Raw genomic sequence first — 23773 nt, 5'->3', positions numbered from 1 at the left:
CGCCCTGGCTGGATGGGTCGCGGGGATCTGCGCCAGAAAGACCTGATGAGCCGCTCGCGGCGGGCGGTGCGCTGGCTGCAGCCGGGGCTGGTGGTGAAGCGCTGGATGCTCACCTCCGGCCTGGGCCTGCTGCTGGCCCTGCTGGGAGCCGCGATCCTGGCCGATCTCAAGCCGATCTACTGGTCACTGGAGTCGCTCAACTGGGTGCTCTCGAACATGACGCGGGTGCTGCCGCGCGGCGTGACCGGCCCGCTCGTGCTGCTGGGTGGCGCCGCGTTGGTGGTGTGGGGCCAGAGCCGCAGCTTCGGCTCGATCCAGCAGGCGCTCGCCCCTGAAAAAGACACCTTGCTGGTGGAGGCGCTGCTGGCCCAGCGCCGGCTGAACCGCGGCCCCAACGTGGTGGCGATCGGCGGTGGCACGGGCCTGGCCACCCTGCTGAGCGGCCTGAAGCGCTACAGCAGCAACATCACCGCGATCGTCACGGTGGCCGATGACGGCGGCAGCAGCGGGGTGCTGCGCCGTGAGTTCGGCGTGCAACCCCCCGGCGACATCCGCAACTGCCTGGCGGCTCTGGCCCGCGAGGAACCGCTGCTGACCCGTCTGTTCCAGTACCGCTTCCGATCGGGCAGTGGGCTGGAGGGGCACAGCTTCGGCAACCTCTTTCTCACGGCGCTCACGGCCATCACCGGCAGCCTCGAATCGGCGATCACCGCCAGCAGCCGCGTGCTGGCGGTGCAGGGCCAGGTGGTGCCGGCCACCAACGCCGATGTGCGCCTCTGGGCGGAGCTCGAGAACGGCGACCGCATCGAGGGAGAGTCACGCATCGGCCATTCCCCCAGCCCGATCGTGCGGCTGGGCTGCACCCCCGAGCGGCCACCTGCGCTGCCGCGCGCCCTGGAGGCGATCGCCAACGCTGAGCTGATCGTGCTTGGGCCCGGCAGCCTCTACACCTCGCTGCTGCCGAATCTGCTGGTGCCGGAGCTGGTGCAGGCGATCAGCCGCAGCAAGGCGCCACGCCTCTACATCTGCAACCTGATGACCCAGCCCGGCGAAACCGACCGGCTGGATGTGGAGGGCCACCTGCGGGCGATCGAGGCCCAGCTGGCCAGCCTGGGGGTGACCCGGCGCCTGTTCACCGCCGTGCTGGCCCAGGAACCGATCCACGATGTGGCCCTAGTGGATCACTACCGCGCCCGCGGCGCCGAGCCCGTGCAGTGTGATGTGCGCAGCCTGCGCGCCAAGGGTTACGAGGTGATGGTCACGGCGCTGCAGGGGGCCCGTCCCACTGGCACCCTGCGCCATGACCCACGCAGCCTCGCCCTGGCGGTGATGCGCTTCTACCGCCGGCACAAAGGCGGCCGACCGGTGCTGGAAACAGTCTGAGAGCGGGCCTGCCTGATTCAGTAAGCGTCCTGCATCTCGTAGAAGTCCGGCTGCACGTAGTCCTTGCGCAGCGGGAAGCCCTTCCAGTCTTCGGGCATCAGCAGCCGCTTGGGATGGGGATGGCCTTCGAACACGATGCCGTACATGTCGTAGGTTTCGCGCTCCTGCCAGTCGGCACCGCGGAAGAGGCGGTATAGGCTGGGAATGGTGAGGTCGCCGTCGCGGGCGAGGAACACCTTGACCCGCACTTCCTGCGGTTTGCTGTCAGGGGCGGGGCAGGGATCGGCGCCAGCGCCGAGTTTCACCAGGTGATAGAAGCTCACCAGCCGGGCGCCCGGACCTTCGTCATAGCCGCCCTGGCACTGGAGGTAATCGAAGCCATAGGCCTTGAGAGCCGCGGCCACCGCCGGCAGGAACAGGGGCTCCACGGCCAGCATTTCAATGCCGCAGTGATCAGACTCCAGCGGCTGATGGTCGAAGCCCTGCTGGCTGAGCCACTGGCTCACCGGGCCTATCACAGGTGCGGCGAGGGTGGTGGCGAAGTCGCTGGCGCCGGATGGGGCGCCCTCGGAGGCGGGGGTGGGATCAGGCATCGCTGGAGGCGCTGGCTGTGGGGATCGGTTCGGCCGCAACAACCTCCGATGGAGTGGAGGTGTCGAGGGGGAGAGCGGTGGGATCGGCGAGAGCGGCCACCTGGGTTTCGGCCTTGAGATAGGCCCCGGTGACGATCGGCGCCACCGCTTTCATGGCGTGGCCGATGGTGAGGTAGCGGTGGGTGGGGAGGTTGTTGCCCCGCTCGGCCAGAGCTTCGTTGCCCACCTTCTTGCGCAGCTTGATCACGGCATCGAAGATCGCCTCGGGCCGGGGCGGGCAGCCGGGGATGTAGAGGTCCACCGGAATCAGCTTGTCGACGCCGCGCACTGCCGTGGTGGAGTCGGCGCTGAACATGCCGCCGGTGATCGTGCAGGCGCCCATGGCGATCACGTACTTGGGCTCGGGCATCTGCTCATAGAGCCGCACCAGGGCCGGGGCCATCTTCATGGTCACGGTGCCGGCCGTGATCAGCAGATCAGCCTGGCGGGGGCTGGAGCGGGGCACCAGACCGAAGCGGTCGAAGTCGAAGCGGGAGCCGAGCAGAGCCGCGAACTCGATGAAGCAGCACGCCGTTCCGTAGAGCAGGGGCCAGAGGCTGCTGAGCCGTGCCCAGTTGTGCAGGTCGTCGAGGCTGGTGAGGATCACGTTCTCGGAAAGATCCGAGGTGATCTGCGGAGCACCGACCGGGTTGCAACTGGACGCCCGCAGATCGCGCAGGGCGTCGATCGAAGGGGTGCTGGAGGGGGAGGTGGGAGTGAGGGTCATGGTGGGAAGGGCGTCAGCTCCACTCGAGGGCGCCCTTACGCCAGGCGTAGGCGAGGGCAACCACCAGGATGGTGATGAAGATCAGGGCCTCGATGAAGGCGAGCAGGCCGAGCCGGCTGAACGCCACGGCCCAGGGGTACAGAAACACCGTTTCCACGTCGAAGATCACGAAGACCAACGCGAACATGTAATAGCGGATGTTGAACTGAATCCAGGCACCGCCGATCGGCTCCATGCCGGATTCATAGGTGAGTCGGCGTTCGCCGTCACGCGATTTCGGCGACACCAGTTTGTTGGTGACCAGGGCCAGGACCGGAACCGCTGCTGAGATCAGCAGAAAGCCCAGGAAGGCGTCGTAGCCAGGTAAGACGAACATCGCGAGGCTGAACCCGGCGCAGAGTCTGGCATCCGCGCCCGTCAAATGGTCGCTGCCGCCAAAGGTGCTGCCGCGACAAGGGCCTGGATAGAGTTTCTTTTCACGGCAGCGGGGCCCAACGCCATGGTCAATGGCCAGGACACTGATCAGGACGTAGGACCAGATCAGGACGTTGGACCAGCCGCTGCGCAGGACGCGCCGCCAGCCGGCGACCAGCCGGTGGGCGAGGCGGCGCTCGAGAGCGCCGGCGCCGATCCCGACACCCACCGGTTCGAGTGCCGCAGCTGCGGCTTCGTCTACGACCCGGGCGAGGGGGTGCGCAAGCTGGCGATTCCCGCCGGCACGCCCTTCAGCAGCCTTGATCCGGTGGGCTTCCGCTGTCCGGTCTGCCGCAGCCGGGTGGGGGCCTTCAAGGACATCGGCCCCCGCAACAAGCCGAGCGGCTTCGAGGAGAACCTCAGCTACGGCTTCGGGGTGAACACCCTCACCCCCGGCCAGAAAAACGTGCTCATCTTCGGCGGCTTCGCCCTGGCCTTCGCCTTCTTCCTGTCCCTCTATTCCCTGCGTTGACCCCCGTGAAGCGCCTGTTCTCTCCCCTGCTGGCCGTGCTGATCACGCTCGGCCTCAGCTTCGGCCTCGGCGGCTGCGTCACCACCGGCCTGCCCGTGGCCGCCACCAGCCCCTGGCAGCCCGTGGCGCTGTCCACCAGCGCCAACCCTCTCGATGTGGCCTTCACCGATGCCAAGCACGGCTTCCTGGTGGGCAGCAACCGGCTGATCCTCGAAACCGACAACGGCGGGGCCAGCTGGGAGGAGCGCTCCCTTGATCTGCCCGATGGGGAGAACTTCCGTCTGATCAGCATCGACTTCAGCGGAGCCGAGGGCTGGATCGTGGGCCAACCGGGCCTGCTGTTGCATACCGCTGATGCCGGCAGGAGCTGGGAACGCCTGCTGCTCGACACCAAGTTGCCTGGCGATCCCTATACCGTCACCGCCACCGGTCGGGGCAGTGCGGAGCTGGCCACCACCGTGGGGGCGATTTACAGCACCGGTGATGCGGGCGTCACCTGGCAGGCGGAAGTGAGCGATGCGGCCGGCGCCGTGCGCGACCTGCGCCGCTCCTCCGACGGCCGCTACGTGAGCGTGTCCAGCCTCGGCAACTTCTTCGCCACCTGGGAGCCGGGCCAGGCGGTCTGGCAGCCCCACCAGCGGGTGAGCAGCCAGCGCCTTCAGAGCATGGGCTTCCAACCCGACGGCCACCTCTGGATGGTCACCCGGGGCGCCCAGCTGCGCTTCAACGACGACGCCACCGATCCGGAGGCCTGGAGCAAGCCGGTGATCCCGATCACCAACGGCTTCGGCTACCTCGACATGGCCTGGGGGCCGAATGGTGACGTGTGGACCGGCGGCGGCAGCGGCACCCTGCTGGTAAGCCACGACGGCGGCAGCCACTGGGAGCGCGATCCGGTGGGCGCCGTCCAGCCCACGAACTTCACCCGGATCAGCTTCACCAGCGATGGCAAGGGCTTCGTGCTGGGCGAACGGGGCAACCTGCTGCGCTGGGTGGGCTAGGGCCAGCCGGCCCAACTGCATCCCTGTGTAACCAACCGCCGCTCCGCCTCTCGGCGGTCACAGCCCGACCCTTAAGATTCCGTAGCTGATTTGCCCGCTGCTATGGCTGCCGGCTCCACCGGGGAACGCCCGTTCTTCGAGATCATTACGAGCATCCGCTACTGGGTCATCCACGCCGTCACCTTGCCGGCGATCTTCCTGGCCGGATTCCTCTTCGTCTCCACTGGCTTGGCGTACGACGCCTTCGGAACGCCTCGCCCCGATGCCTACTTCCAACCCCAGGAAGCCAAGGCACCGGTGGTGAGCCAGCGTTACGAGGGCAAGAGCCAGCTTGACCTGCGCCTCAAGTAACGCCATGACCCAGTCTTCTGTCTCCACCACGCCACGCAACTACCCCATCTTCACGGTGCGGTGGTTGTCGGTTCATGCGCTGGGCATCCCCACGGTTTTCTTCCTGGGAGCCCTGGCGGCCATGCAATTCGTCCGCCGCTGATTTCCGCCATGCAGCGCAATCCCAACCCGAACAATCTGCCAGTCGAACTCAACCGCACCAGCCTTTATCTGGGCCTGCTGTTTGTGTTCGTCATCGGCGTTCTGTTCACCAGCTACTTCTTCAACTGATCGGGAGATTCAGCCATGAGCGGCAAGAAATCCGCACTACCTGACGGTCGCATTCCCGATCGCCTGCCTGACGGCCGACCGGCCGTGGCCTGGAAGAGCCGCTGGACCGAAGGGGTACTTCCCCTCTGGTTGGTGGCCACCGCCGGCGGTATCGCCGTGATCTTCGTGGTCGGCCTGTTCTTCTACGGTTCCTATGTGGGTGTGGGTTCGGCCTGATTCCCCCTGCTCGGCTTCAAGCTTCGCGGGCCCGAGGGCCCGCTTTTTTTGTTGTGCTTTTCCTTGCTGCGCCTTTCTTTGGGCGGCTCCAGCGAAACCGCTCAGGCCTGGTAGTAGCTGCGGTACCAGTGGGCGAAGCGGGCCACACCCTCTGTGATCGGGGTGTGGGGCGCAAAGCCCACCCAAGCCTCGAGGGCGGCGGTGTCGGCAGCGGTGGCCTCCACGTCTCCAGGTTGCATCGGCTCCAGGCTCTGGATCGCCGGGGTGCCGAGTGCCGCCTCCATCACCCCGATGAACTCGAGCAGCGGTGTGGGCTGGCTGTTGCCGATGTTGAACACCCGGTGAGGCACCGCCGCGGTGGCGGGATTGGGGGCCAGTGGGTCGAAGAGCGGATCGGCGGTGGCCGGTTTGTCGAGGCAGCGCACCACCCCCTCAACGATGTCGTCGATGTAGGTGAAATCCCGCTGCATGCGGCCGTGGTTGAACACCCGGATCGGCTCTCCGGCCAGGATGGCGCGGGCGAACAGCATCGGGGCCATGTCCGGCCGGCCCCAGGGGCCATAGACGGTGAAAAAGCGCAGACCGGTGGCGGGCAGCCCATAGAGGTGGCTGTAGGTGTGCGCCATGAGCTCGTTGGCCTTCTTGGTGGCCGCGTACAGGCTCACCGGATGGTTGACCGCGTCCTGCTCGCAGAAGGGCATGCGGCGGTTGCCTCCATACACGGAGCTGCTGGAGGCATACACAAGGTGGCCGGCGCCGTGATGGCGGCACCCCTCCAGGATGTGGCCGAACCCCACCAGGTTGCTCTGGATGTAGGCGGCGGGGTTCTCCAGCGAGTAGCGCACCCCCGCCTGGGCAGCCAGATGCACCACCCGTGCGGGGCGCTCGGCCGCGAACAGCGCCGCCATGGCCTCCCCATTCTCCAGATCCAGGCGGTGAAAACGGAAGCCATCGCTGCGCTCAAGCCGGGCCAGCCGTGCCTGCTTGAGGGCCGGGTCGTAGTAGCTGTTGAGGTTGTCGAGGCCGATCACCCGTTCGCCACGGGCCAGCAGGCGCTCGCAGAGCGCCGCGCCAATGAACCCGGCAGCGCCAGTCACGAGAGTGGGTCCAGCTGGAGGCAACACGGGTGACGCCATGGTTCAGGGGGTGGGTCCGGTGCGCTGGTGCCACGCCCAGGCGTGGGCGATGATCTCGCGCAGATCCGGGTAACGGGGCTCCCAGCCCAGCACCTGCCGGGCCTTCTGCGCGCTGGCCACCAGGGTCGGCGGATCGCCAGGCCGGCGCGGCGCCACCACGGCGGTGAGCGGGCGTTGCGTGACCTCCTGGGCCGCGGTGAGCACCTCCTGGACCGAAAAGGCCGTGCCCGTGCCGAGGTTGAAGATCAACGGCTCAACCGGCTGGTGCGCCCCGCAGGCCAGAAGATGCTCAAGGCCCAGCACATGGGCGTCGGCCAGATCACTGACGTGGATGTAATCCCGCAGGCAGGTGCCATCGGGGGTGGGGTAATCGGTGCCGAAGATCTTGATGCTCTCGCGCCGGCCGGAAATCGCATCGAGCACCAGCGGGATCAGGTGGGTTTCGGGGTCGTGGTCTTCGCCGAGGTCACCGTGCGGATCAGCGCCGGCCGCATTGAAATAGCGGAAGATCACGCTGGGCAGCCCATAGGCGGCCGCGAAATCTGCCAGCATCTGCTCCACCATCCACTTGCTGCGTCCATAGGAATTGATCGGCCGCTGGGGGGTGTCCTCCGTGATCGGCACCGACTCCGGGCTGCCATACGTTGCGCAGGTGGAGGAGAACACGATCGGAATGGCGGGCCCTTGGCCGGTGCGCACCGGCTCCACGAGCGCTTCGAGCAAGGTGAGGGTGTCGCCGAGGTTGTTGCGGTAGTACTTGGCAGGATCCAGAACCGATTCGCCCACATAGGCATAGGCGGCGAAATGCAGCACAGCACGCACTGGCACACCGCCGCAGGCGGGATGGCGGCCGCTGAGCAAGGCCTCAATCAAGGCACGATCACCCACCTGGCCCTGCACCAGCGGCACTCGCAGCACCTCTTCCACGATGGAACGGTGCCCATACACGAGGTTGTCGAGCACCACAGGCCGGTGGCCCGCCTGCTGCAGGGCACGCACCGTATGGCTGCCGATGTAGCCAGCCCCTCCAGTCACAAGCAGGGTCATGAATCGAGCCCCAGGCTGCGGCGAAAGTAGGCGATCGTGGGGTCCAACCCCTCTTCCAAGGACACCTTGGGTTCCCAGCCCAGTTCGCGGCGGGCCAGGTCGATCACCGGCTGGCGTTGGAGCGGGTCATCCTGCGGCAGCGGCAGATAGACAAAGGGCAGCGATGGGTTGATGCGAGCGCGCACCAGATCAGCCAGCTGACGGATGGTGAATTCACCTGGATTGCCGATGTTGATTGGTCCATTATGGTTCGCGTTCATTAAGCGAATCAATCCTTCCACAAGATCATCGACATAGCAGAAGCTGCGGGTCTGGCTTCCGTCGCCGTACAGGGTAAGGGGTTGACCGCGCAAGGCCTGGACCACGAAGTTACTCACAACACGCCCATCATCAGAAAACATGCGCGGTCCGTAGGTGTTGAAGATGCGCGCCACGCGAATCTCCGTGCCGTGCATTCGGTGGTAATCGAAGCAGAGCGCCTCGGCAATGCGCTTGCCTTCGTCGTAACAGGAACGAATGCCGGTGGTGTTCACGCAACCGCGATAACTCTCGGGCTGAGGATGCACTTCCGGATCGCCATACACCTCGCTGGTGCTGGCCATCAGCAAGCGGGCTCCGACCCGGCGGGCCAGACCCAGCATGTTGTAGGTGCCGAGAAAACTCGTCTTGGCGGTCTTGATCGGGTTGGCCTGGTAATACCGCGGCGAAGCGGGGCAAGCCAGGTGCCAGATCCGGTCAACCTCCAGCAGGATCGGCTCGGTCACGTCATGGCGAATCAGCTCGAAGCTGGGATGCCCGATCCAGCGGGCGACGTTGACCTTGGTGCCAGTGAAGTAGTTGTCGAGGCAGATCACCTCCTCGCCAGCCTCCATCAACCGGTCCACCAGGGTGGAACCGAGAAAGCCGGCGCCACCGGTCACCAGGTTGCGCCTTGAAGCCACAGGTGCCGTCACTCAGCCCTTGCCCACGGACCACACTTGCAGACCAGCCTGTCGTGCCGCTGCGATGTCGGTGATGTCACGCACGTCGAACAGCCAGGCCGGCCGTCGCATTGCGGCGGCGATCGCCGGCCAGTCAAGCGTGCGGTAAGCGCCCCATTCAGTGAGCACGATCACCGCGTCGGCGCCCGTCACGGCCTCCAGTGGGGTTTCCGCCCGCTGCCACTTGCCGTCATCGGCAAAGCCACGCTCGCAGGCATCGGGTGGGCGGCCCAGATCGGCGCTGATCTGGGTGGTGGCCACCTTGGGGTCGTGAATCACCAGGTGAGCCCCTTCCTCAAGCAGACCACGGCAGATCGCAATGGCCGGTGACTCGCGGGTGTCGTTGGTGTCGGCCTTGAAGGCGAAACCCAGCACCGCCAGGCGCTTGCCGCTCACGGTGCCGAACAGCCGGCTCACCACAAGTCGGGCAATGCGCTGCTGCTGCCAGCTGTTGAAAACCACCACCTGCTCCCAGTAGCTGGCAGCGTCGTCGAGGCCGTAATGGCGGCAGAGGTAGACGAGGTTGAGAATGTCCTTCTGGAAGCAACTGCCGCCGAAGCCGGGGCCCGCGGCGAGAAACTTCATGCCGATGCGCGAGTCGCTGCCGATGGCCCGCGCCACTTCGGTGATGTCAGCGCCAGTGGCCTCGCACAGCGCACCCACGGCGTTGATCGAAGAGATGCGCTGGGCCAGGAAGGCGTTGGCGGTGAGCTTGGAGAGCTCGCTGCTCCACAGGTTGGTGTGCAGGATGCGCTCCGGGTCCACCCAATGGCCATAGATGGCCGACAGCGCGGCGATCGCCGCAGGGTCTTCGCCACCGATCAGCACCCGGTCGGGATGCTCAAGATCGCGAATGGCGGTGCCCTCTGCCAGGAATTCCGGATTGGAGAGCACCGAGAAGGTTTTCGCCTCCACGCCGGACTCGCCGCCCGGACTGGCACCGCCGGCCAGGCTCTGGGATCCCATCAGGATCTGCTTGATCGTTTCGGCCGTGCGCACCGGCAGGGTGCTTTTCTCCACCACGATCGTGTGGCCCGTGGCCTGCGCCGCCACCTGGCGGGCCGAAGCTTCGATCCAGCGCAGGTCGGAGGCCTGCCCCGCTCCCAGACCGCGGGTCTTGGTGGGGGTGTTCACCGAGAGGAACACCATGTCGGCGCTGGCGATGGCGTCATCCACCTCGGTGGTGAAGTGCAGATTGCGACCGCGGCAGCGGCCCACCACCTCCGCCAGTCCCGGCTCATAGACCGGCAGGTTGGCGAGATCCGGGTCGTTCCAGGCGGCGATCCTGGCGGCGTTGAGGTCCACCAGGGTGACCTGGAGGTGCGGGCAGCGATCGGCAATCACCGCCATCGTCGGCCCGCCGACATAGCCGGCACCGATGCAGCAGATGGAGCGAACCTCGGGCGGATGCACTACGTCCAACGGCTCACCCTGAATCCATTCATCCTGTTCCGGAATTTATCCCCGCTGGCCGGGCCTCTTGCCGTTGCGGAGTCAACTTGCTGATCCGGTCGCTCTGGTGTTCAGGTCGACGGGGTGATCCGGGCCGGCGGGCACTGGTGAACCAGCTGATCCAGTCAGCCGGCGGATCCGGCGAGCTGGGCAAGAACGGCCAACGGGCTGAGCCGCTGCTCGGCACCGCCGCCCAGCAGATTCTTGAGCAGCACCAGGCCCTGTTCCGCTTCGCTCTCGCCGATCACCACCGCCCAGGGGGCGCCGGAGCGGTCGGCGCGCTTGAGCTGGCGCGCGAAGGCGGCACCGGAGAGATCCAGCTCCGCCGTCTGGCCCCGGCGGCGCAGCTGCGTGGCGAGATCGAGCGCCATCGCTTCCGCCAGGGGCCCGCGGCTCACCACGTACACCGCCGGCACCGGTGCCGCGGCGCCGGTCGCACCGGCACGCTCCAGCAGCACGACCAGCCGCTCCATGCCGATCGCCCAGCCGATCGCCGCTGTGGCCGGCCCGCCCAGCTGCTCCACCAGGCCGTCGTAGCGGCCGCCGCCGCAGACGGTGGCCTGGGCACCCAGCTGATCGCTGGTGATCTCGAACGCCGTGTGGGCGTAGTAGTCGAGCCCGCGCACCAGGCGGGCGTTGAGCTGGTAAGGAATCGCGAGGCGATCGAGCAGCTCGCGCACCTGCTCGAAGCGCTGGCGGCTCGCCGCGCTGAGGTGGTCGATCAGCAGCGGCGCGTCCGCCAGGACGGCCTGGGTGGCCGGGTTCTTGCTGTCGAGGATGCGCAGCGGGTTGGTGGCGATGCGCTCGCACGCCTCCGGGTCGAGCTGCTCGCGCCGCTGCTCCAGCCAGCCCACCAGCGCCTGCCGGTACGCCGCCCGGTCACTGGCATCGCCCAGGGAGTTGAGCTCCAGCGCCAGGCCGCTGACGCCCAGGGCGGTGAGCAGATCCCAGGCGATCGCGATCGCTTCGGCATCGCTGCGGGGATCGGCGGCACCGAGAAACTCCAGGCCGATCTGGTGGAACTGGCGCTGACGCCCGGCCTGGGGCCGTTCGTAGCGGAACATCGGGCCGCCGTACCAGAGCCGCTGCGGGCCCTGGCTGAGCAGGCCGTGCTCCAGCACCGCCCGCACCACCGAAGCGGTGCCTTCCGGCCGCAGCGTGCAGCGGCGCTGACCCCGGTCTTCGAAGCTGTACATCTCCTTGCCCACCACATCGGTGGCCTCGCCGATGCCCCGGGCGAACAGCTCGGTGACCTCCAGCAGCGGCGTGCGGATCTCACTCAGCCCGGCGCGGCGGAAGTGATCGCGGGCCACCGCCTCCACGTGCTGCCAGACCGGCAGCTGCGCCGGCAGCAGATCCACCATGCCGCGCAGGCTCTGCAGTTTCTCCACGCCCATGTCCAGGTCTGGGGACAGTTTGCGGGATCGCCGCTCAGCGCACCCCCAGCCACTTGTGGCTCTGCAGGCTGAGCCGCCAGTCGGGGCGGGCGCGCACGAACTCCAAGGCCAGCGCCCGCCCCTGGCTGCTCTGCCAACCGGGTTGCAGCAGCAGCTGGGGCGGAGCCGTGTGCCGCTCCTGCCGGGCCGCCGCGGCCATGGCGGTGGCGAAGGCGAGGTCGTCGGGCTCGTGCACCACCACCTTGAGCTCGTCGCAGCAGCTGAGCAGCTCCTGTAGCGGCGGCCGGTGGCGTTTGGGCGAGAGGGTGATCCAGTCGAAGCGCCCGCTGAGGCGATCGACACCGCTGGTTTCCAGGTGCAGGGGCAGCGGCGGATCCACGGCGCCGCGCAGCTGGGCGCACAGGGCCGTGAGGTCGTGGTGCAGCGGTTCTCCGCCGGTGATCACAACAAAGGCCGCTCCGGCCGCCGCCGCCGCGGTCAGCTCCGCCGCCAGCGCCGCCAGGGGCCGCAGCGGATGGGCCTGCTGCGGCCAGGAGCCCTTGGTGTCACACCAGGGACAACCCACCGTGCAGCCCGCCAGCCGCAGGAAGAACGCACTGCGGCCGGCGTGGCTTCCTTCCCCCTGGATCGAGTGGAAGGTTTCCACCACCGGCAGGGCAGCGGACGCCGGCGGAGTCATGGCCACGGGCAGGGCAAGGCTCAACGGGAAAGGCTCAGGAGAACAGACTCAAGGGGAAACGGGCAGACCGGCAACTGGGTCGGGCTGGGAACGCTCCAGGCCGGCAAAAGCCGCCTCGCTGGCCGCGGCCTCGCTGGCGCTGCCGGCGGCATGGCGCAACTGGGCCGCTTCCACGAGGCCCCGGAAGAGCGGATGGGGGCGGCCGGGCCGGGAGAGGAACTCGGGGTGGAACTGGCAGGCGGTGAAGAACGGGTGGCCTTCCAGCTCGATCAGCTCCACGAGGCGGCCATCGGGCGAGGTGCCGCTGATGCGGAAGTTGGAGTCGAGGAACAGGTTGCGGTAGGCGTTGTTGAACTCGTAGCGGTGGCGGTGCCGCTCGTACACCACCGCTTCGCCATAGAGCCGTTCGGCCATGGTGCCGGGCTGCAGGCGGCAGGGATAGACGCCGAGGCGCATGGTGCCGCCCAGGTCGACCACGTCCTGCTGTTCGGGCAGCAGGTGGATGACGGGATGGGCTGCATCGGCATCGATCTCGGCGCTGGTGGCCCCTTCCAGGCCCGCCAGGTGGCGCGCCCACTCGATCACGGCGCACTGCATGCCCAGGCACAGCCCGAGGAACGGCACGCGCTGCTCCCGCGCCCAGCGGATCGCCGCCACCTTGCCATCGACGCCGCGGTTACCGAAGCCGCCGGGCACCACCACCGCATCCATGCCCTCCAGCAGCGCATCGGCCCCTTCGGTTTCGATCTGCTCGGCGCTCACCCAGTGCAGATCGAGGGAGGCGTCCTGCTCCAGGCAGGCGTGACGCAGCGCCTCCACCACCGAGAGATAGGCATCGTTGAGCTGCACATACTTGCCCACCAGGGCCACCTTCACCGGTGGGCCGGGGTTGCGCAGCTTGCGCACCAGTTCCTCCCAGCGGGCCATGTCGCTGCTGTGGTCGTCGAGGCCGAGCACATCGAGCACTTCGCGGCAGAGCCCCTCGCGCTCCATCGCCAGCGGCACCGCGTAGATGCTGTCGGCATCAAGGGCTTCGATCACCGCGTGGGTGGACACACCGCAGAAGCCGCCGATCTTGGCCTTGAGTTCCTCGGTGATCGGCCGGTCGCTGCGGCACACCAGCAGATCGGGCTGGATGCCGATCGAGCGCAGCTCCTTGACCGAGTGCTGGGTGGGCTTGGTCTTGAGTTCGCCGGAGGTGCCGATGTAGGGCAGCAGGGTGACGTGCACGTAGGCCAGGTCGTGGCGGCCCACATCGCCGCGGAACTCACGGATGGCCTCCAGGAAGGGCAGCGATTCGATGTCGCCCACGGTGCCGCCGATCTCTGTGATCACCACATCCACGCCGCTGTCGGCGGCCAGCCGGTGGATGCGTTCGCGGATCTCCCGGGTGATGTGCGGAATCACCTGGACGGTGCCGCCTTCGTAGTCGCCGCGGCGCTCCTTGTTGATCACCGCCTGGTAGATGGAGCCGGTGGTCACGCTGTTGAGGCGTGACATGGCGGTGTCGGTGAAGCGCTCGTAGTGGCCCAGGTCGAGGTCGGTCTCAGCGCCGTCCTGGGTGACGAACACTTCGCCATGCTGGTACGGGCTCATCGTGCCCGGATCCACGTTCAGGTAGGGGTCGAGCTTGAGGATCGAAACGCTGTAGCCACGGGATTTGAGCAGTCGCCCGAGGCTGGCCGCCACGATGCCCTTGCCGATGCTCGACACCACCCCGCCGGTCACGAACACGAACTTCGCCATGGGGGTGGAGCAGGCACTGGCGGACACATCAATCTATCGAGCGTCCTCCGCCCGCACTGAAGCCGCCGCCACCAGGCCCGCTGCGCGGGCAACACGGCCTGCGCCACCACCGCGAGACTCAGCCCTCCAGCAGGCTGCGCAGCATCCACGCGGTTTTCTCGTGGATCTGCAGGCGCTGGGTCAGCAGGTCGGCGGTGGGTTGGTCGTTGGCCTCATCAGCCACGGTGAACACCGAGCGGATCGTGCGAGCCACCGCTTCGTGGCCCTCCACCAGCTCGCGCACCATGGCGAGGGCGGTGGGCACACCTTCGGTTTCGGGGATCGAGGAGAGGCCCGCATAGGTGGCGCCGCCGTAGGGGGCCGGGCAACCAAGGGCACGGATCCGCTCGGCGATCAGGTCGAGGGCCGTCCACAACTCCGTGTACTGGTCCATGAACATCAGATGGAGCGTGTTGAACATCGGCCCGGTGACGTTCCAGTGGAAGCCGTGGGTCTTGGCGTAGAGCACGTAGGAATCGGCCAGCACGTTGCCGAGGCCAGCGGCGATCTGCAGCCGCTGGCTCTCAGGAATGCCGATGTCGATCGGAGGAGCGGTGACGGCCATGGGGGCGTTCGGGGGAGAGGTGGGAATCTCGTTCTAGCCGTGGGGATACGGCCTGCGGCAACAACGCCACAGCCCGTGGGAAACATTGGCTGCCGTGGCGCGGCGCTCAGCAGCGGTGGCGGAGCTCAGCTGAGCGGTGGCAGGGAAGTGCTCAGCGGCAATGGCCGCGGCCGCTGCGGGCTCAGCCCTCCTCCGCCACCCAGGTGCTGGCCACATGCAGCTCGTCCAGCTGCTTCATGGACACATCGGCCGGGGCCTGGGTGAGCAGGCAGCGGGCCTGCTGCGTCTTGGGGAAGGCGATCGTGTCGCGGATCGACTCCTCACCCGCCAGCAGCATCACCATGCGATCGAGACCGAAGGCGATGCCGCCGTGGGGCGGGGCGCCCATATCGAGCGCTTCGATCAGGAAGCCGAACTGCCGCTCGGCCTCTTCCAGCGGCAGGCCGATCGTCTGCAGCACCTGTTTCTGCAGGGCGGCGTCGTGGATGCGCAGCGAACCACCGCCCAGTTCCAGGCCGTTGAGCACCAGGTCGTAGGCCTGGGCGCGGGCGGTGGGCAGGGCCGTGGGCCAGCCGGCCTGATCGGCGCCGAGGTCGGTGGCATTGGGCGCGCAGAAGGGATGGTGCAGAGCCTCAAGCCGGTTCTCCTCGGCGTTGAACTCGAACATCGGGAAATCCACCACCCAGAGGAAGTTCCAGGCGCCGCCGGCGCCGCTGGCGGGCACCAGACCCAGCTCACGGGCCAGGAACTGGCGCACCCGGTCGAGCGCCTTGTTCACTGTGGCGGTGTCACCGGCACCGAACAGCAGCAGGGTGCCGGGCTGGGCGCCAGTGCGGCGCAGCAGCTCGGCCTTGCCCTCGGCGCTCAGGTTGTCCTTGATGGCGCCGATGCTGTCGATCTCGCCCCCCTCCCGCACGCGGATGAAGGCCAGGCCCCCGGCGCCGGCGGTGGTGGCTTCAGAGAACACGTCGCCGCCGGGCTTGATGCGCACGTTGCTGATCACGTCGTTGCCGCCGGGGATCGCGATGCATTTCACCGCTCCGCCCGCCGCCACGGCGCCGGAGAACACCTTGAAGCCGCTGGTGGCCACGATGTCGCTCACGTCGGTGAGCTCCAGGCCGTAGCGGGTGTCGGGCCGGTCGGTGCCGTAGCGGTCCATCGCCTCCTGCCAGGTGAGTCGGGGGAAGGGGCTGGGCAGCTCGATGCCCTTGACGGCGCGCCAGATCGTGGCGATCAGCCGTTCGTTGAGCTGCAGGATCTGCTCCTGCTCCATGAAGCTCACCTCGATGTCGAGCTGGGTGAACTCCGGCTGGCGGTCGGCGCGCAGGTCTTCGTCGCGGAAGCAGCGGGCCACCTGGTAGTAGCGCTCGATGCCGCCCACCATCAGCAGTTGCTTGAACAGCTGGGGCGACTGGGGCAGGGCGAACCACTCGCCGCCACACACCCGGCTCGGCACCAGGTAGTCGCGGGCACCCTCGGGGGTGGAGCGGGTGAGCACCGGTGTTTCCACCTCGATGAAGCCCTCGGCCTCGAGGAAGCGGCGGGCCGCCTGGATGGTCTGGGCGCGCAGGCGCAGGTTGCCGTTCATGCGCTCGCGGCGCAGATCCAGATAGCGGTGGCGCAGGCGCAGTTCCTCCCGCACCGGCGTGTCGTCATGCACCGACACCGGGAAGGGCAGATTGCCCCGCACCTCGTTGAGCACCTCGATCGCGCTGGCCAGCACCTCGACGGCGCCGGTGGCGAGCCGCTCGTTGCGGGAGTCGGCGGGGCGATCGCGCACTGTGCCCGACACCTTCAGCACGGTTTCGTTGCGCAGCCGCTCGGCCACGGCGAAGGCGGCGGGGGAAAGATCGGGATCCACCGTGATCTGCACGGTGCCGCTGCGGTCGCGCAGATCGATGAAGATCACACCGCCGTGATCACGCCGCCGGTCCACCCAGCCGCACAGCGACACGGTCTGGCCCGTGGCATCGCTGCGCAGGTCGCCGCATCCGTGGCTGCGCATGGGGGAAATCGAGGGGAAGGGCGAGTTTCCCACAGGGCCTCAGGCGGCAGGCCCCCAGCGGCTCGCGTGCCAGGGCCCGGGCGGCTCAGGGACGCCGGTAGAACGGACGTCGCACCACCACCGCCGGCTCCTGGCGGCCGCGGATCTCCACAGTCAGCGCCGTGCCGGGCCGGGACGCGTCGGCGGGTACATAGGCCAGGGCGATCGCTTCGGCGAGCGTGGGCGACCAGGTGCCGCTGGTGACCTCGCCCACCACCTGGCCGTCGCGCAGCACCGGGTAGCCATGGCGGGCGATCGCCCGGCCCTGCAGCTTCAGGCCCACCAGGCGGCGGCTTACCCCTGCGGCGGTCTGGCGTTCGAGCACATCGCGGCCGATGAACGCCGCCGGCATCTCCAGGTGCACCAGCCAGCCCAGCGACGCCTCCAGGGGGGAAGTGGTGGCGTCCATGTCGTTGCCGTAGAGGTGCATGGCCGCCTCCAGGCGCAGGGTGTCGCGGGCACCGAGCCCGCAGGGGGTCACCCCTTCGGCCAGCAGTTGCTGCCACAGGGCCTGGCCGGGGCCGGCCGCCAGCAGCAGCTCGAAACCGTCTTCGCCGGTGTAGCCGGTGCGGCCCACGAACGCCATGGCGCCACGTGCTGCCCCCGCCGCACTGCCCGCCAACGGCAACGTGCGGTGACCGAAACGGGGCAGGCCGGTCAGATCGGCGCCGCTGAGGGCGGCCAGCCGGGCCTCGGCCTCCGGGCCCTGCAGGGCCAGCAGCACCCCCTCCCCCTTGCGGTCGGCCACGACGATCCCGTGTGGTTCTAGCTGGGAACGCAGCCAGGCGGTGTCTGCCTCGGCGCAGGCGGCGTTGATCACCAGCACCAGCACATCGGCGTCGCCCTCCGGCCCGGGCTGGCGCCCGCAGTCGTACACGATCAGGTCGTCGCGGATGCCGCCGGCCGCATTGAGCAGCACCGTGTAGCAGGCCTCGCCAGGGCCGATGCGGTGCAGATCGCTGGGCACCAGCGCCTGGAGGGCGTCCTTGACGCCGTCCCCCCGCAGGGTCAGCACCCCCATATGGGAGATGTCGAAGACACCACAGTGCTGGCGCACGGCCTGGTGCTCCGCCACCAGCCCCGAGAACTGCACCGCCATCTCCCAGCCGGCGAAGGGCACCATGCGCCCACCGGCCCCGCGGCAGGCGTCGGCCAGGGGCGTGTGCCTGAGGGGAGCGGCGGGCACGGAGGGATCGGCCATGAGCTGTCGCCTCGCCAGGGAAAGAAGTGGCGCGATCCTATGGAGACGCGTCTGCAAATCCGAAGACTTCCAGCTGGTTCGGTTCTTTCTCTGTTAATGCGCTGCAGCAGTCATTACCTTGAGGAACCAAAAATCGGCCAGCAATGGGCCAGCGTTCCTCCTGCCGCAGCTGTCGGCACTGCAGCCCCCCCAGTGCTGAGGCCATGGGCTGGTGCCATCTGCGCCGCCTGGAGATCCATCAGGAGCTGGCCTCTGATCTCTGGTGCCACCACTGGACGGCACGCAGCCCGCGGCTGCCCGTGTCAGAAATTCTTCCCTACAGCCATCCACACCCCGGGGCGGCACCGACCATCCGCCAACTGGCCCTCACCGACCTGCTCCCCGCATCGGTGTAGCCGAGCACATTCCGGCGGCTTCACGCTTGATTGCGTGTGTGTTGACGTTACGATCATGGGCTGTCACTGCTGCCAGCAACGGCCTGCGCCGCTGCTGAAAGGGTGGCTCTTTCCCCCGATTTCAGGAGGTAGATGATTGCTCACTCTTGCCAGCACGACCCCGGTTGACCTGTTGGCCCGACAGGTGGACGGAGACATCCTCACGCTCCCCACCGGATCTTCGATTTTCAAACGCGGTGACACCGCCAGTGCCATCTACGCCGTCCGCAAAGGGATCGTTGAGTTGATCGATCCCAGCGGCGAGCGGCTCTGTTACCGCCCCGGCGAACTGTTCAGTTACCAGGACATCGTCTGGAGGGGTGGCTTCTTCCGCAACGAGGCCCTGGCACGCACCCCAGTGGAGCTGGTGCGGCTCGGTCGCCTGCGCTTCCTCAACCTGCTCCACAACCACCCCACCCTGGCGGTGGTGTTGATCGGTCAGCAGCACGAGCGATTGCGCGAGCAACGCACCAGCGGCTCCTATTGCTACTGACCCGCACTGGGGCGTTCGCGCCCCAGCAGCAGCAGCAGGCTGCGGGTCACCTTGGCGGCCAGCACGGCGCTGCAGCCGCTGGGGTCAAGCATCGGCGCCAGTTCCACCACATCGGCCGCCACCAGATCGTGGTGGCGCAGCTCCTCCAGCAGGGCGGCGAAGTGGCCCCAGAGGAAGCCGCCCGGTTCCGGTGTGCCGGTGCCCGCCATCACGGCCGGATCGAACCAGTCAAGGTCGACGGTGAGATAAAGCGGCCGGCCGCGCAGCGGCTGCAGCGCTGCGGCCAGATCCGCCTGCAACAGCTCCGGTGCCAGGCCGCAACCGCCGGCGCGGCCCACCAGGCGGCCGGTGCGGCGCAGCTCGCTGAACTCCTCGCGTGTGCCGCTGCGGATGGCGATCTGGCGCAGCACGCCACTGGGAAGCACCTCCAGACAGCGGCGCATGGCGCAGGCATGGCTGTGGCGTGTGCCCAGCCAGCTGTCACGCAGATCGGCGTGGGCATCAAGCTGCACCATCACCAGATCCGGATGGCGGCTGGCCACCGCCGCCACCGCGCCGCTGCTGATCGAATGCTCGCCGCCCAGCATCAGCGGCCGCAGTCCGTGCGCCAGCACCGCCTCGGTGGCCTGGCGCACGGCCGCCACCACCGGCTCGGGCGCTCCGAAGGGAATGTCCACGGCGCCGAGATCGGCGAAGGCCAGATCCTCCAGATCCAGGTCCAGCTGCGGGTCGTAGGTTTCCAGCCCGCTGCTCACCTCCCGGATCGCCGCCGGCCCGAAGCGGGTGCCGGGGCGGAAGGAGGTGGTGCCGTCGTAGGGCACGCCGAACAGGCCGACGCGGCAGCCGGCCGGATCCCGCCGGGCCGCCATGAAGATCGCCCCCTCGGTGGCGAAGAGCTCGGCAGCGGAAGGCTCGCTGCTGGAAGGATCGGCGGCGGACAGCTCGATGGGAGAGGCGTTGCTCATGCCTGCAGCTCCCGTTCGATCGCGGCGGGCACCGCCTCGAAGGCACCGGCCTGCCAGCGGGGGCTCCAGATCGAGCAGCCCTCGGCCACAGACGCGGCGCGCTCCGGCAGAGCCCGGCGGTAGCGAGGCCCGTCGGTGGCAGCGAAGGTCCAGCTCCACCAGCCGCTGGGGTACATGGGCACCCAGCCATAGAGAGGATCGGCATGGCCGAACACCTCCCGCAGCAGCCGCACCGTGGCCACGTGCACGGCGCGGAAGGCCTCGGGTGATTCGCTCTGGGTGGCGAACACGCCACCGGGCCGCAGCAGGCGGCGGCAGTGCTCGAAGAAGGCGCGGTTGAACAGACCCTCAGCAGGGCCGGCCGGGTCGGAGCCATCCACGATCACCACGTCGTAGCTGGCAGTGGCGGCGGCGGCCACCCAGGCAATGCCGTCGCCGATGGTGAGCCGGAAGCGGGGGTCGCTCCAGGCGCCGCCCCCCAACCCAGGCAGATGCTGCCGGCAGAGCTCCACCACCTCCCCGTCGATCTCGACCATGTCGAGCTGCACCACGCCCGGGTGGCGCAGGCATTCGCGGGCCGTGCCGCCATCGCCGCCACCGATCACCAGCACCCGCTCGATCCGCTCAGCGGCGCAGAGGGCGGGGTGCACAAGCGGTTCGTGGTAGTGCCGTTCCTGCCGCTCGGCCGTCATCCAGCAGCCATCGAGCAGCAGGGCCTTGCCGTAGGTGCGGCTGTCGATCACGGTGATGCGCTGAAACGCACTGGAGCGCTCCACCAGCACCTCGGCCTCCAGGCCGTAGCGGACGCCCTGGTGGATCTCATCCACCCAGCCGGGGCCGGCAGCCGCGCTGGAACTGGGCGTGGGATCGAAGACGACGGGATCGGGCATCGCACAGCGGAGCATTGCTTCCCAGCTAAGCGTTCCGTGGCAGTGTCGCGGCGCACCTGGCCGCCCGGCGCCCCCTGCCGGGTTCTGGCAGCCTGGGGCCATGGCTTCTGATCTGACCGTGACAGCGTCGGTGCGGATTCCGGCCGCTGAACTGAACTGGCGCTTCTCGCGCTCAGGCGGCCCGGGGGGGCAGAGCGTGAACACCACCGATTCCCGGGTGGAGCTGGTGTTCGCCCTGGCCGCGTCGAGCGCGCTGACGCCCGTGCTGCGCCAGCGGGCCCTGCGCCGGCTGGAGGGGCGCCTGGTGGATGGGGTGCTGGTGATCGCCGCCTCCGAACACCGCTCGCAGTGGCTGAACCGCCAGGCCGCCGAACGCCGGCTGGTGAGGCTGCTGGCGGAGGCGATCGCCCCACCACCGCCGCCCCGTCGCCCCACCCGGCCGGGCCGCGGGGCCGTGGAGCGACGGCTCACGGCCAAGCGGCTGCGCAGCGCCATCAAGGGCCAGCGCCGTTCCCGCCAGGGGCTCAGCGACGACTGAGACGCCAGCGGCTTCAGCTGTCCTGGGCGGCGCGGATCTGCGCCTTGGCCTGCTGCCACAGCCCCTCCAGCCGTTCGATGCTCTGGCCACTGAGGTCCCCGCCCAGGGCCGCTTCCACGCGGGAGAAACGGTCGAGGAAGCGGCGGTTGGTGCCCGCCAGGCCCTCGTCGGGATCGAGCCCGCACCAGCGGGCCACATTCACCAGCGTGAAGATCACATCGCCCAGCTCCGATTCGGCATGGGCGCGATCGCCGCTGGCCACCGCCTCGCGCAACTCGGCCAGCTCCTCTTCCACCTTGGCCCACACGCCCGCCATGCTTTCCCACTCGAAGCCGGCGGCGGCGGCCTTGCGCGAGAGGGTCATGGCGCCAGCCAGCGCCGGCTGACCACGCAGCTTGCGGGCCAGGCGGGCACTGAGCGGCGCCGAGCCGGGCTGGCCGGTGAACGGCTCACCAGTGTTGGGCCCACTGCTGGCGGCAGCGACCTGCTCCTGTTGCCGGTGGTGCTCCTGCTCCTCGGCCTTGATCGCCTCCCAGCTGCGGCGCACGGCGGCACTGTCGCCGGCCTGGCCCCGGTTGGCCTCAGCCGCGGCGGCGAACACATGGGGGTGGCGGCGCACCAGTTTCTGACGCAGGCCGCGGGCGATCGCAGCCAGATCGAAGCGCCCGGCCTCGCTGGCGATCTGCGCATGCAGCAGCACCTGCAACAGCAGGTCGCCCAGTTCCTCCTGCAGGTGGGCGTCGTCGCCGTGGCGGATGGCGTCGGCTACCTCGTGGGCCTCCTCCAGTACGTAGGGGATCAAGGAGCTGTGGGTTTGCTCCAGGTCCCAGGGGCAGCCCTGCACGGGATCGCGCAGGCGCTCCACCACGGCGATCAGAGCCGCGACTTCACGCGATGCGCTGGGATCGGATTCAGCTGGCATGGCGAGGCATGAGGGGGGCGCAGCGCCCTTCCCCCTCACCGTCTCACGGACCGGGCGCTGACGCCGCGCGGGCGCCGGCGCCGGGGGCGCCAGCGGCGCGGCAGCCGCACATCGGGGTCGCCGTCCTGGAGCAGATGCAGCCAGCTGCTGGCTTCCAGCCCGGCCAGGCCCACCAGCACCAGCGGGCCGTGGACGCTCCATAACGTCTGCAGTCCAGCGGCGAGTGTGCGCGGGGAGGGGGCGCCGAAGGGCTGCAGCAGCAGGCTGAGCACCAGCAGCCACACCGCCAGGTAGGCCAGGCGCAGGGCGGTGCCCAGCAGCGGACCGTGGGAGGCGATCGAGCGATGCCGCAGGCAGCGGCGATAGGGATACCAGAGCACCGCCAGCGGCCCCCAGCGGCGCAGCGGCCGCGAGACGGTGTCGAGGTCGGGGGACAGCCACAAGCCCCCCACCAGGAAGCCGCTGCAGCCGCTCACCACCCCGGCCAGACCCAGCCACGGCCACCACAGCAGCCCGAAGGGCACGCATAGCCAGCAGATGGCACGGTCGTGGCTGCGGCCACTGGCCATCGAGGTGCGGGCGCCGGATAGTTGCCAGCATGGGGGGTGACACGGCCAGAATGCGCACCTGGGGCGATTAGCTCAGCGGTAGAGCGCCTGCCTTACAAGCAGGATGTCGCTGGTTCGAAACCGGCATCGCCCATCCCAGAAAAGCCAATCCCAGAGAGGAAAGAGCCAGCGAAGACATGGCCTGTCGTGGGCGCCCCCTGGCAGGTCGGTGGCAACCCGGCGAGCTGTCAACCTGGCCACACCGCCGGGCGCTGTCAGTGGTGCCTGAGGCCTGCCTGCTGATCGATGCCGAAAGAGCTGCCAGCTGGACCTGGCCGCCCCGAAGGCCACTCCCGAGGGTGAAAACCCAGGCCATCTGCAGCCCGAGCGCCTGCAGCGACTGATCGCGCAGCTGCACGAACGGCTGATAGGGGAGCAGATGCTGCGCGGGACCTTGCAAGCCGGTCTCGCCCAGCTGGAGACCACCGCGATCGAGCGCCGCTGGCCGAACAATGAGGCCTTTCTGAGCGCCTGCCTGCGGGGTTGGCCATACATCCGCTCTGCAGCATCCCAATCGGATCGCGATCACGTTGTCCCGCCATTTCCTCGCTTAAAGGATGATGGCTTAGAGCTGTCGGCTTGGTGAGAATTGGCTTCATGTATGGTGAGGCTGTTGTGGCAGTGCCCATCCAGATGCAGACCCGTTCGTTGGTGCAGTCAGCCGTCGCCACCAAATCCCTGATCGTGGCGGATGGCCTATGCCCGCGAATCGGCGAGCTGCTTCCAAGCGCCCTGCACGATCTGGTGGCGCTGGGACATTGCCACAACCCGCTGCGAACCATCAGCGAAGAGCTTCGCCATCGCCGGCTTAAGTCTCAGCCGGTGGGCACCCTGCACGTGGTGGGCCACGGCCGGCCCGGCGCCATCCAGATCGGCGGCCATTGGATTGATGCGGCCAGCCTGATGGCCAATGCTGATCTGTTGAACCAGTGGCAGATAGGCACCATCGCCTTGTGGAGCTGCGAGGTGGGCGCTGACCGTGGCTTCGTGGCGCTGCTGCAGGAACTCACAGGAGCCAAGGTCGCAGCAACCTCGCGGCGCATTGAAGGCATGAACCTTGAGTCCTGGTCGATCAGCGATACGAACGACGGGACAGACTCGCTGCCACCCA

27 protein-coding genes, 1 tRNA gene and 1 pseudogene are annotated in these 23773 nt (G+C 68.3%); 12 read left to right on the top strand and 17 right to left on the bottom strand.

Annotation, left to right across the window (positions count from 1 at the left end):
• Positions 1-12: 12 nt before the first annotated feature.
• The gene (locus ACXMDP_RS02340; protein WP_259728698.1) at positions 13-1383 is read left to right on the top strand and encodes a gluconeogenesis factor YvcK family protein; all 1371 of its coding nucleotides are present in this window, start codon (positions 13-15) and stop codon (positions 1381-1383) included.
• A gap of 17 nt (positions 1384-1400) precedes the next feature.
• Here the strand turns inward: ACXMDP_RS02340 and ACXMDP_RS02335 are convergent, their stop codons facing one another.
• From ACXMDP_RS02335 to ACXMDP_RS02325, 3 genes are read right to left on the bottom strand one after another with little or no spacing between them, the layout of a single operon-like run.
• On the bottom strand, positions 1401-1976 hold the full coding sequence (locus ACXMDP_RS02335) for an NAD(P)H-quinone oxidoreductase subunit J (RefSeq protein WP_259728697.1): 576 nt from the start codon (positions 1974-1976) through the stop codon (positions 1401-1403).
• Positions 1969-2742 carry an NADH-quinone oxidoreductase subunit NuoB gene (gene nuoB, locus ACXMDP_RS02330; RefSeq protein ID WP_259728696.1) on the bottom strand — a complete coding sequence of 258 codons (774 nt, stop codon included), beginning with the start codon at positions 2740-2742 and terminating at the stop codon, positions 1969-1971. Before nuoB ends, ACXMDP_RS02335 begins: the two co-directional genes overlap by 8 nt.
• A gap of 13 nt (positions 2743-2755) precedes the next feature.
• Entirely contained in the window at positions 2756-3118 is a 363-nt protein-coding gene (locus ACXMDP_RS02325) for an NAD(P)H-quinone oxidoreductase subunit 3 (RefSeq protein WP_094514471.1), read from the bottom strand.
• Between the two features lie 123 nt (positions 3119-3241).
• Between ACXMDP_RS02325 and ACXMDP_RS02320 the strand changes: the two genes are divergently transcribed.
• The 6 genes from ACXMDP_RS02320 to ACXMDP_RS02295 all read left to right on the top strand — a co-directional run bounded on the left by ACXMDP_RS02320 (position 3242) and on the right by ACXMDP_RS02295 (position 5526).
• Positions 3242-3688 (top strand): rubredoxin, encoded by a 447-nt coding sequence (locus tag ACXMDP_RS02320; RefSeq protein WP_399232464.1) that lies wholly within the window; start codon positions 3242-3244, stop codon positions 3686-3688.
• Positions 3689-3693: 5 nt separating this feature from the next.
• Positions 3694-4689 (top strand): photosynthesis system II assembly factor Ycf48, encoded by a 996-nt coding sequence (locus tag ACXMDP_RS02315; RefSeq protein WP_094514610.1) that lies wholly within the window; start codon positions 3694-3696, stop codon positions 4687-4689.
• A 102-nt stretch (positions 4690-4791) separates the two neighbouring features.
• On the top strand, positions 4792-5040 hold the full coding sequence (gene psbE, locus ACXMDP_RS02310; protein ID WP_094514466.1) for a cytochrome b559 subunit alpha: 249 nt from the start codon (positions 4792-4794) through the stop codon (positions 5038-5040).
• 4 nt (positions 5041-5044) lie between these two features.
• Positions 5045-5182: a cytochrome b559 subunit beta gene (gene psbF / locus ACXMDP_RS02305; protein ID WP_094514464.1), complete on the top strand. Its 138-nt coding sequence runs from the start codon at positions 5045-5047 to the stop codon at positions 5180-5182.
• Between the two features lie 8 nt (positions 5183-5190).
• Positions 5191-5310 (top strand): photosystem II reaction center protein L, encoded by a 120-nt coding sequence (locus ACXMDP_RS02300; RefSeq protein ID WP_006173008.1) that lies wholly within the window; start codon positions 5191-5193, stop codon positions 5308-5310.
• Positions 5311-5325: 15 nt separating this feature from the next.
• Positions 5326-5526 carry a photosystem II reaction center protein J gene (locus tag ACXMDP_RS02295; RefSeq protein ID WP_094514462.1) on the top strand — a complete coding sequence of 67 codons (201 nt, stop codon included), beginning with the start codon at positions 5326-5328 and terminating at the stop codon, positions 5524-5526.
• A 101-nt stretch (positions 5527-5627) separates the two neighbouring features.
• Here the strand turns inward: ACXMDP_RS02295 and ACXMDP_RS02290 are convergent, their stop codons facing one another.
• From ACXMDP_RS02290 to gcvT, 10 genes are all read right to left on the bottom strand, one after another.
• Positions 5628-6662 carry an NAD-dependent epimerase gene (locus ACXMDP_RS02290; protein WP_259728694.1) on the bottom strand — a complete coding sequence of 345 codons (1035 nt, stop codon included), beginning with the start codon at positions 6660-6662 and terminating at the stop codon, positions 5628-5630.
• A gap of 3 nt (positions 6663-6665) precedes the next feature.
• Complete coding sequence (galE, locus tag ACXMDP_RS02285; protein WP_259728693.1) at positions 6666-7709, bottom strand: UDP-glucose 4-epimerase GalE; 1044 nt, start codon at positions 7707-7709, stop codon at positions 6666-6668.
• Positions 7706-8650, bottom strand: coding sequence for a UDP-glucuronic acid decarboxylase family protein (locus tag ACXMDP_RS02280; RefSeq protein ID WP_094514606.1), 945 nt, complete (start codon positions 8648-8650; stop codon positions 7706-7708). The genes galE and ACXMDP_RS02280 overlap by 4 nt, the downstream gene beginning before the upstream one ends.
• A gap of 12 nt (positions 8651-8662) precedes the next feature.
• Positions 8663-10039, bottom strand: a complete 1377-nt coding sequence (locus ACXMDP_RS02275) for a nucleotide sugar dehydrogenase (RefSeq protein ID WP_399232489.1) — start codon at positions 10037-10039, stop codon at positions 8663-8665.
• Between the two features lie 227 nt (positions 10040-10266).
• Complete coding sequence (hisS, locus tag ACXMDP_RS02270) at positions 10267-11532, bottom strand: histidine--tRNA ligase (protein WP_259728730.1); 1266 nt, start codon at positions 11530-11532, stop codon at positions 10267-10269.
• A gap of 40 nt (positions 11533-11572) precedes the next feature.
• The gene (locus tag ACXMDP_RS02265; RefSeq protein ID WP_259728729.1) at positions 11573-12217 is read right to left on the bottom strand and encodes a 7-carboxy-7-deazaguanine synthase QueE; all 645 of its coding nucleotides are present in this window, start codon (positions 12215-12217) and stop codon (positions 11573-11575) included.
• 48 nt (positions 12218-12265) lie between these two features.
• Positions 12266-13963, bottom strand: coding sequence for a CTP synthase (locus ACXMDP_RS02260; RefSeq protein WP_259728691.1), 1698 nt, complete (start codon positions 13961-13963; stop codon positions 12266-12268).
• Between the two features lie 118 nt (positions 13964-14081).
• The gene (locus ACXMDP_RS02255) at positions 14082-14567 is read right to left on the bottom strand and encodes a Dps family protein (protein ID WP_094514450.1); all 486 of its coding nucleotides are present in this window, start codon (positions 14565-14567) and stop codon (positions 14082-14084) included.
• A 181-nt stretch (positions 14568-14748) separates the two neighbouring features.
• On the bottom strand, positions 14749-16572 hold the full coding sequence (aspS, locus tag ACXMDP_RS02250; RefSeq protein WP_259728690.1) for an aspartate--tRNA ligase: 1824 nt from the start codon (positions 16570-16572) through the stop codon (positions 14749-14751).
• An 85-nt stretch (positions 16573-16657) separates the two neighbouring features.
• Positions 16658-17812, bottom strand: coding sequence for a glycine cleavage system aminomethyltransferase GcvT (gene gcvT / locus ACXMDP_RS02245; RefSeq protein WP_259728689.1), 1155 nt, complete (start codon positions 17810-17812; stop codon positions 16658-16660).
• Between the two features lie 203 nt (positions 17813-18015).
• On the opposite strand from gcvT, the gene ACXMDP_RS02240 reads away from it, so the two are divergent.
• Both ACXMDP_RS02240 and ACXMDP_RS02235 read left to right on the top strand, forming a co-directional pair.
• Positions 18016-18207, top strand: a complete 192-nt coding sequence (locus tag ACXMDP_RS02240; RefSeq protein ID WP_233133118.1) for a hypothetical protein — start codon at positions 18016-18018, stop codon at positions 18205-18207.
• A gap of 172 nt (positions 18208-18379) precedes the next feature.
• Positions 18380-18739: a Crp/Fnr family transcriptional regulator gene (locus ACXMDP_RS02235; protein WP_094514594.1), complete on the top strand. Its 360-nt coding sequence runs from the start codon at positions 18380-18382 to the stop codon at positions 18737-18739.
• Here ACXMDP_RS02235 and speB read toward each other — a convergent pair.
• Both speB and speE read right to left on the bottom strand, forming a co-directional pair.
• Positions 18733-19608, bottom strand: coding sequence for an agmatinase (gene speB / locus ACXMDP_RS02230; RefSeq protein ID WP_233133127.1), 876 nt, complete (start codon positions 19606-19608; stop codon positions 18733-18735). The two genes, ACXMDP_RS02235 and speB, sit on opposite strands and share 7 nt — an antisense overlap.
• Before the next feature lie 92 nt (positions 19609-19700).
• Positions 19701-20594, bottom strand: a complete 894-nt coding sequence (gene speE, locus ACXMDP_RS02225) for a polyamine aminopropyltransferase (RefSeq protein ID WP_094514591.1) — start codon at positions 20592-20594, stop codon at positions 19701-19703.
• A 100-nt stretch (positions 20595-20694) separates the two neighbouring features.
• On the opposite strand from speE, the gene arfB reads away from it, so the two are divergent.
• Complete coding sequence (arfB, locus tag ACXMDP_RS02220) at positions 20695-21132, top strand: alternative ribosome rescue aminoacyl-tRNA hydrolase ArfB (RefSeq protein ID WP_259728688.1); 438 nt, start codon at positions 20695-20697, stop codon at positions 21130-21132.
• Between the two features lie 13 nt (positions 21133-21145).
• Here arfB and mazG read toward each other — a convergent pair whose 3' ends face one another.
• Both mazG and ACXMDP_RS02210 read right to left on the bottom strand, forming a co-directional pair.
• Positions 21146-22054 carry a nucleoside triphosphate pyrophosphohydrolase gene (gene mazG, locus ACXMDP_RS02215; RefSeq protein WP_259728687.1) on the bottom strand — a complete coding sequence of 303 codons (909 nt, stop codon included), beginning with the start codon at positions 22052-22054 and terminating at the stop codon, positions 21146-21148.
• Between the two features lie 35 nt (positions 22055-22089).
• On the bottom strand, positions 22090-22623 hold the full coding sequence (locus ACXMDP_RS02210; RefSeq protein WP_255100327.1) for a metal-binding protein: 534 nt from the start codon (positions 22621-22623) through the stop codon (positions 22090-22092).
• Between the two features lie 61 nt (positions 22624-22684).
• Between ACXMDP_RS02210 and ACXMDP_RS02205 the strand changes: the two genes are divergently transcribed.
• Positions 22685-22756 (top strand) — tRNA-Val (locus ACXMDP_RS02205).
• A gap of 503 nt (positions 22757-23259) precedes the next feature.
• A pseudogene (locus tag ACXMDP_RS02200) lies at positions 23260-23745 on the top strand (DUF4347 domain-containing protein); the annotation flags it as partial.
• Positions 23746-23773: the final 28 nt, after the last annotated feature.

This window comes from Cyanobium sp. ULC065 (assembly GCF_977927515.1).
The sequence above is the reverse complement of the archived record's forward strand: the minus strand, read 5'-3'. Positions and strand labels throughout refer to the sequence as shown.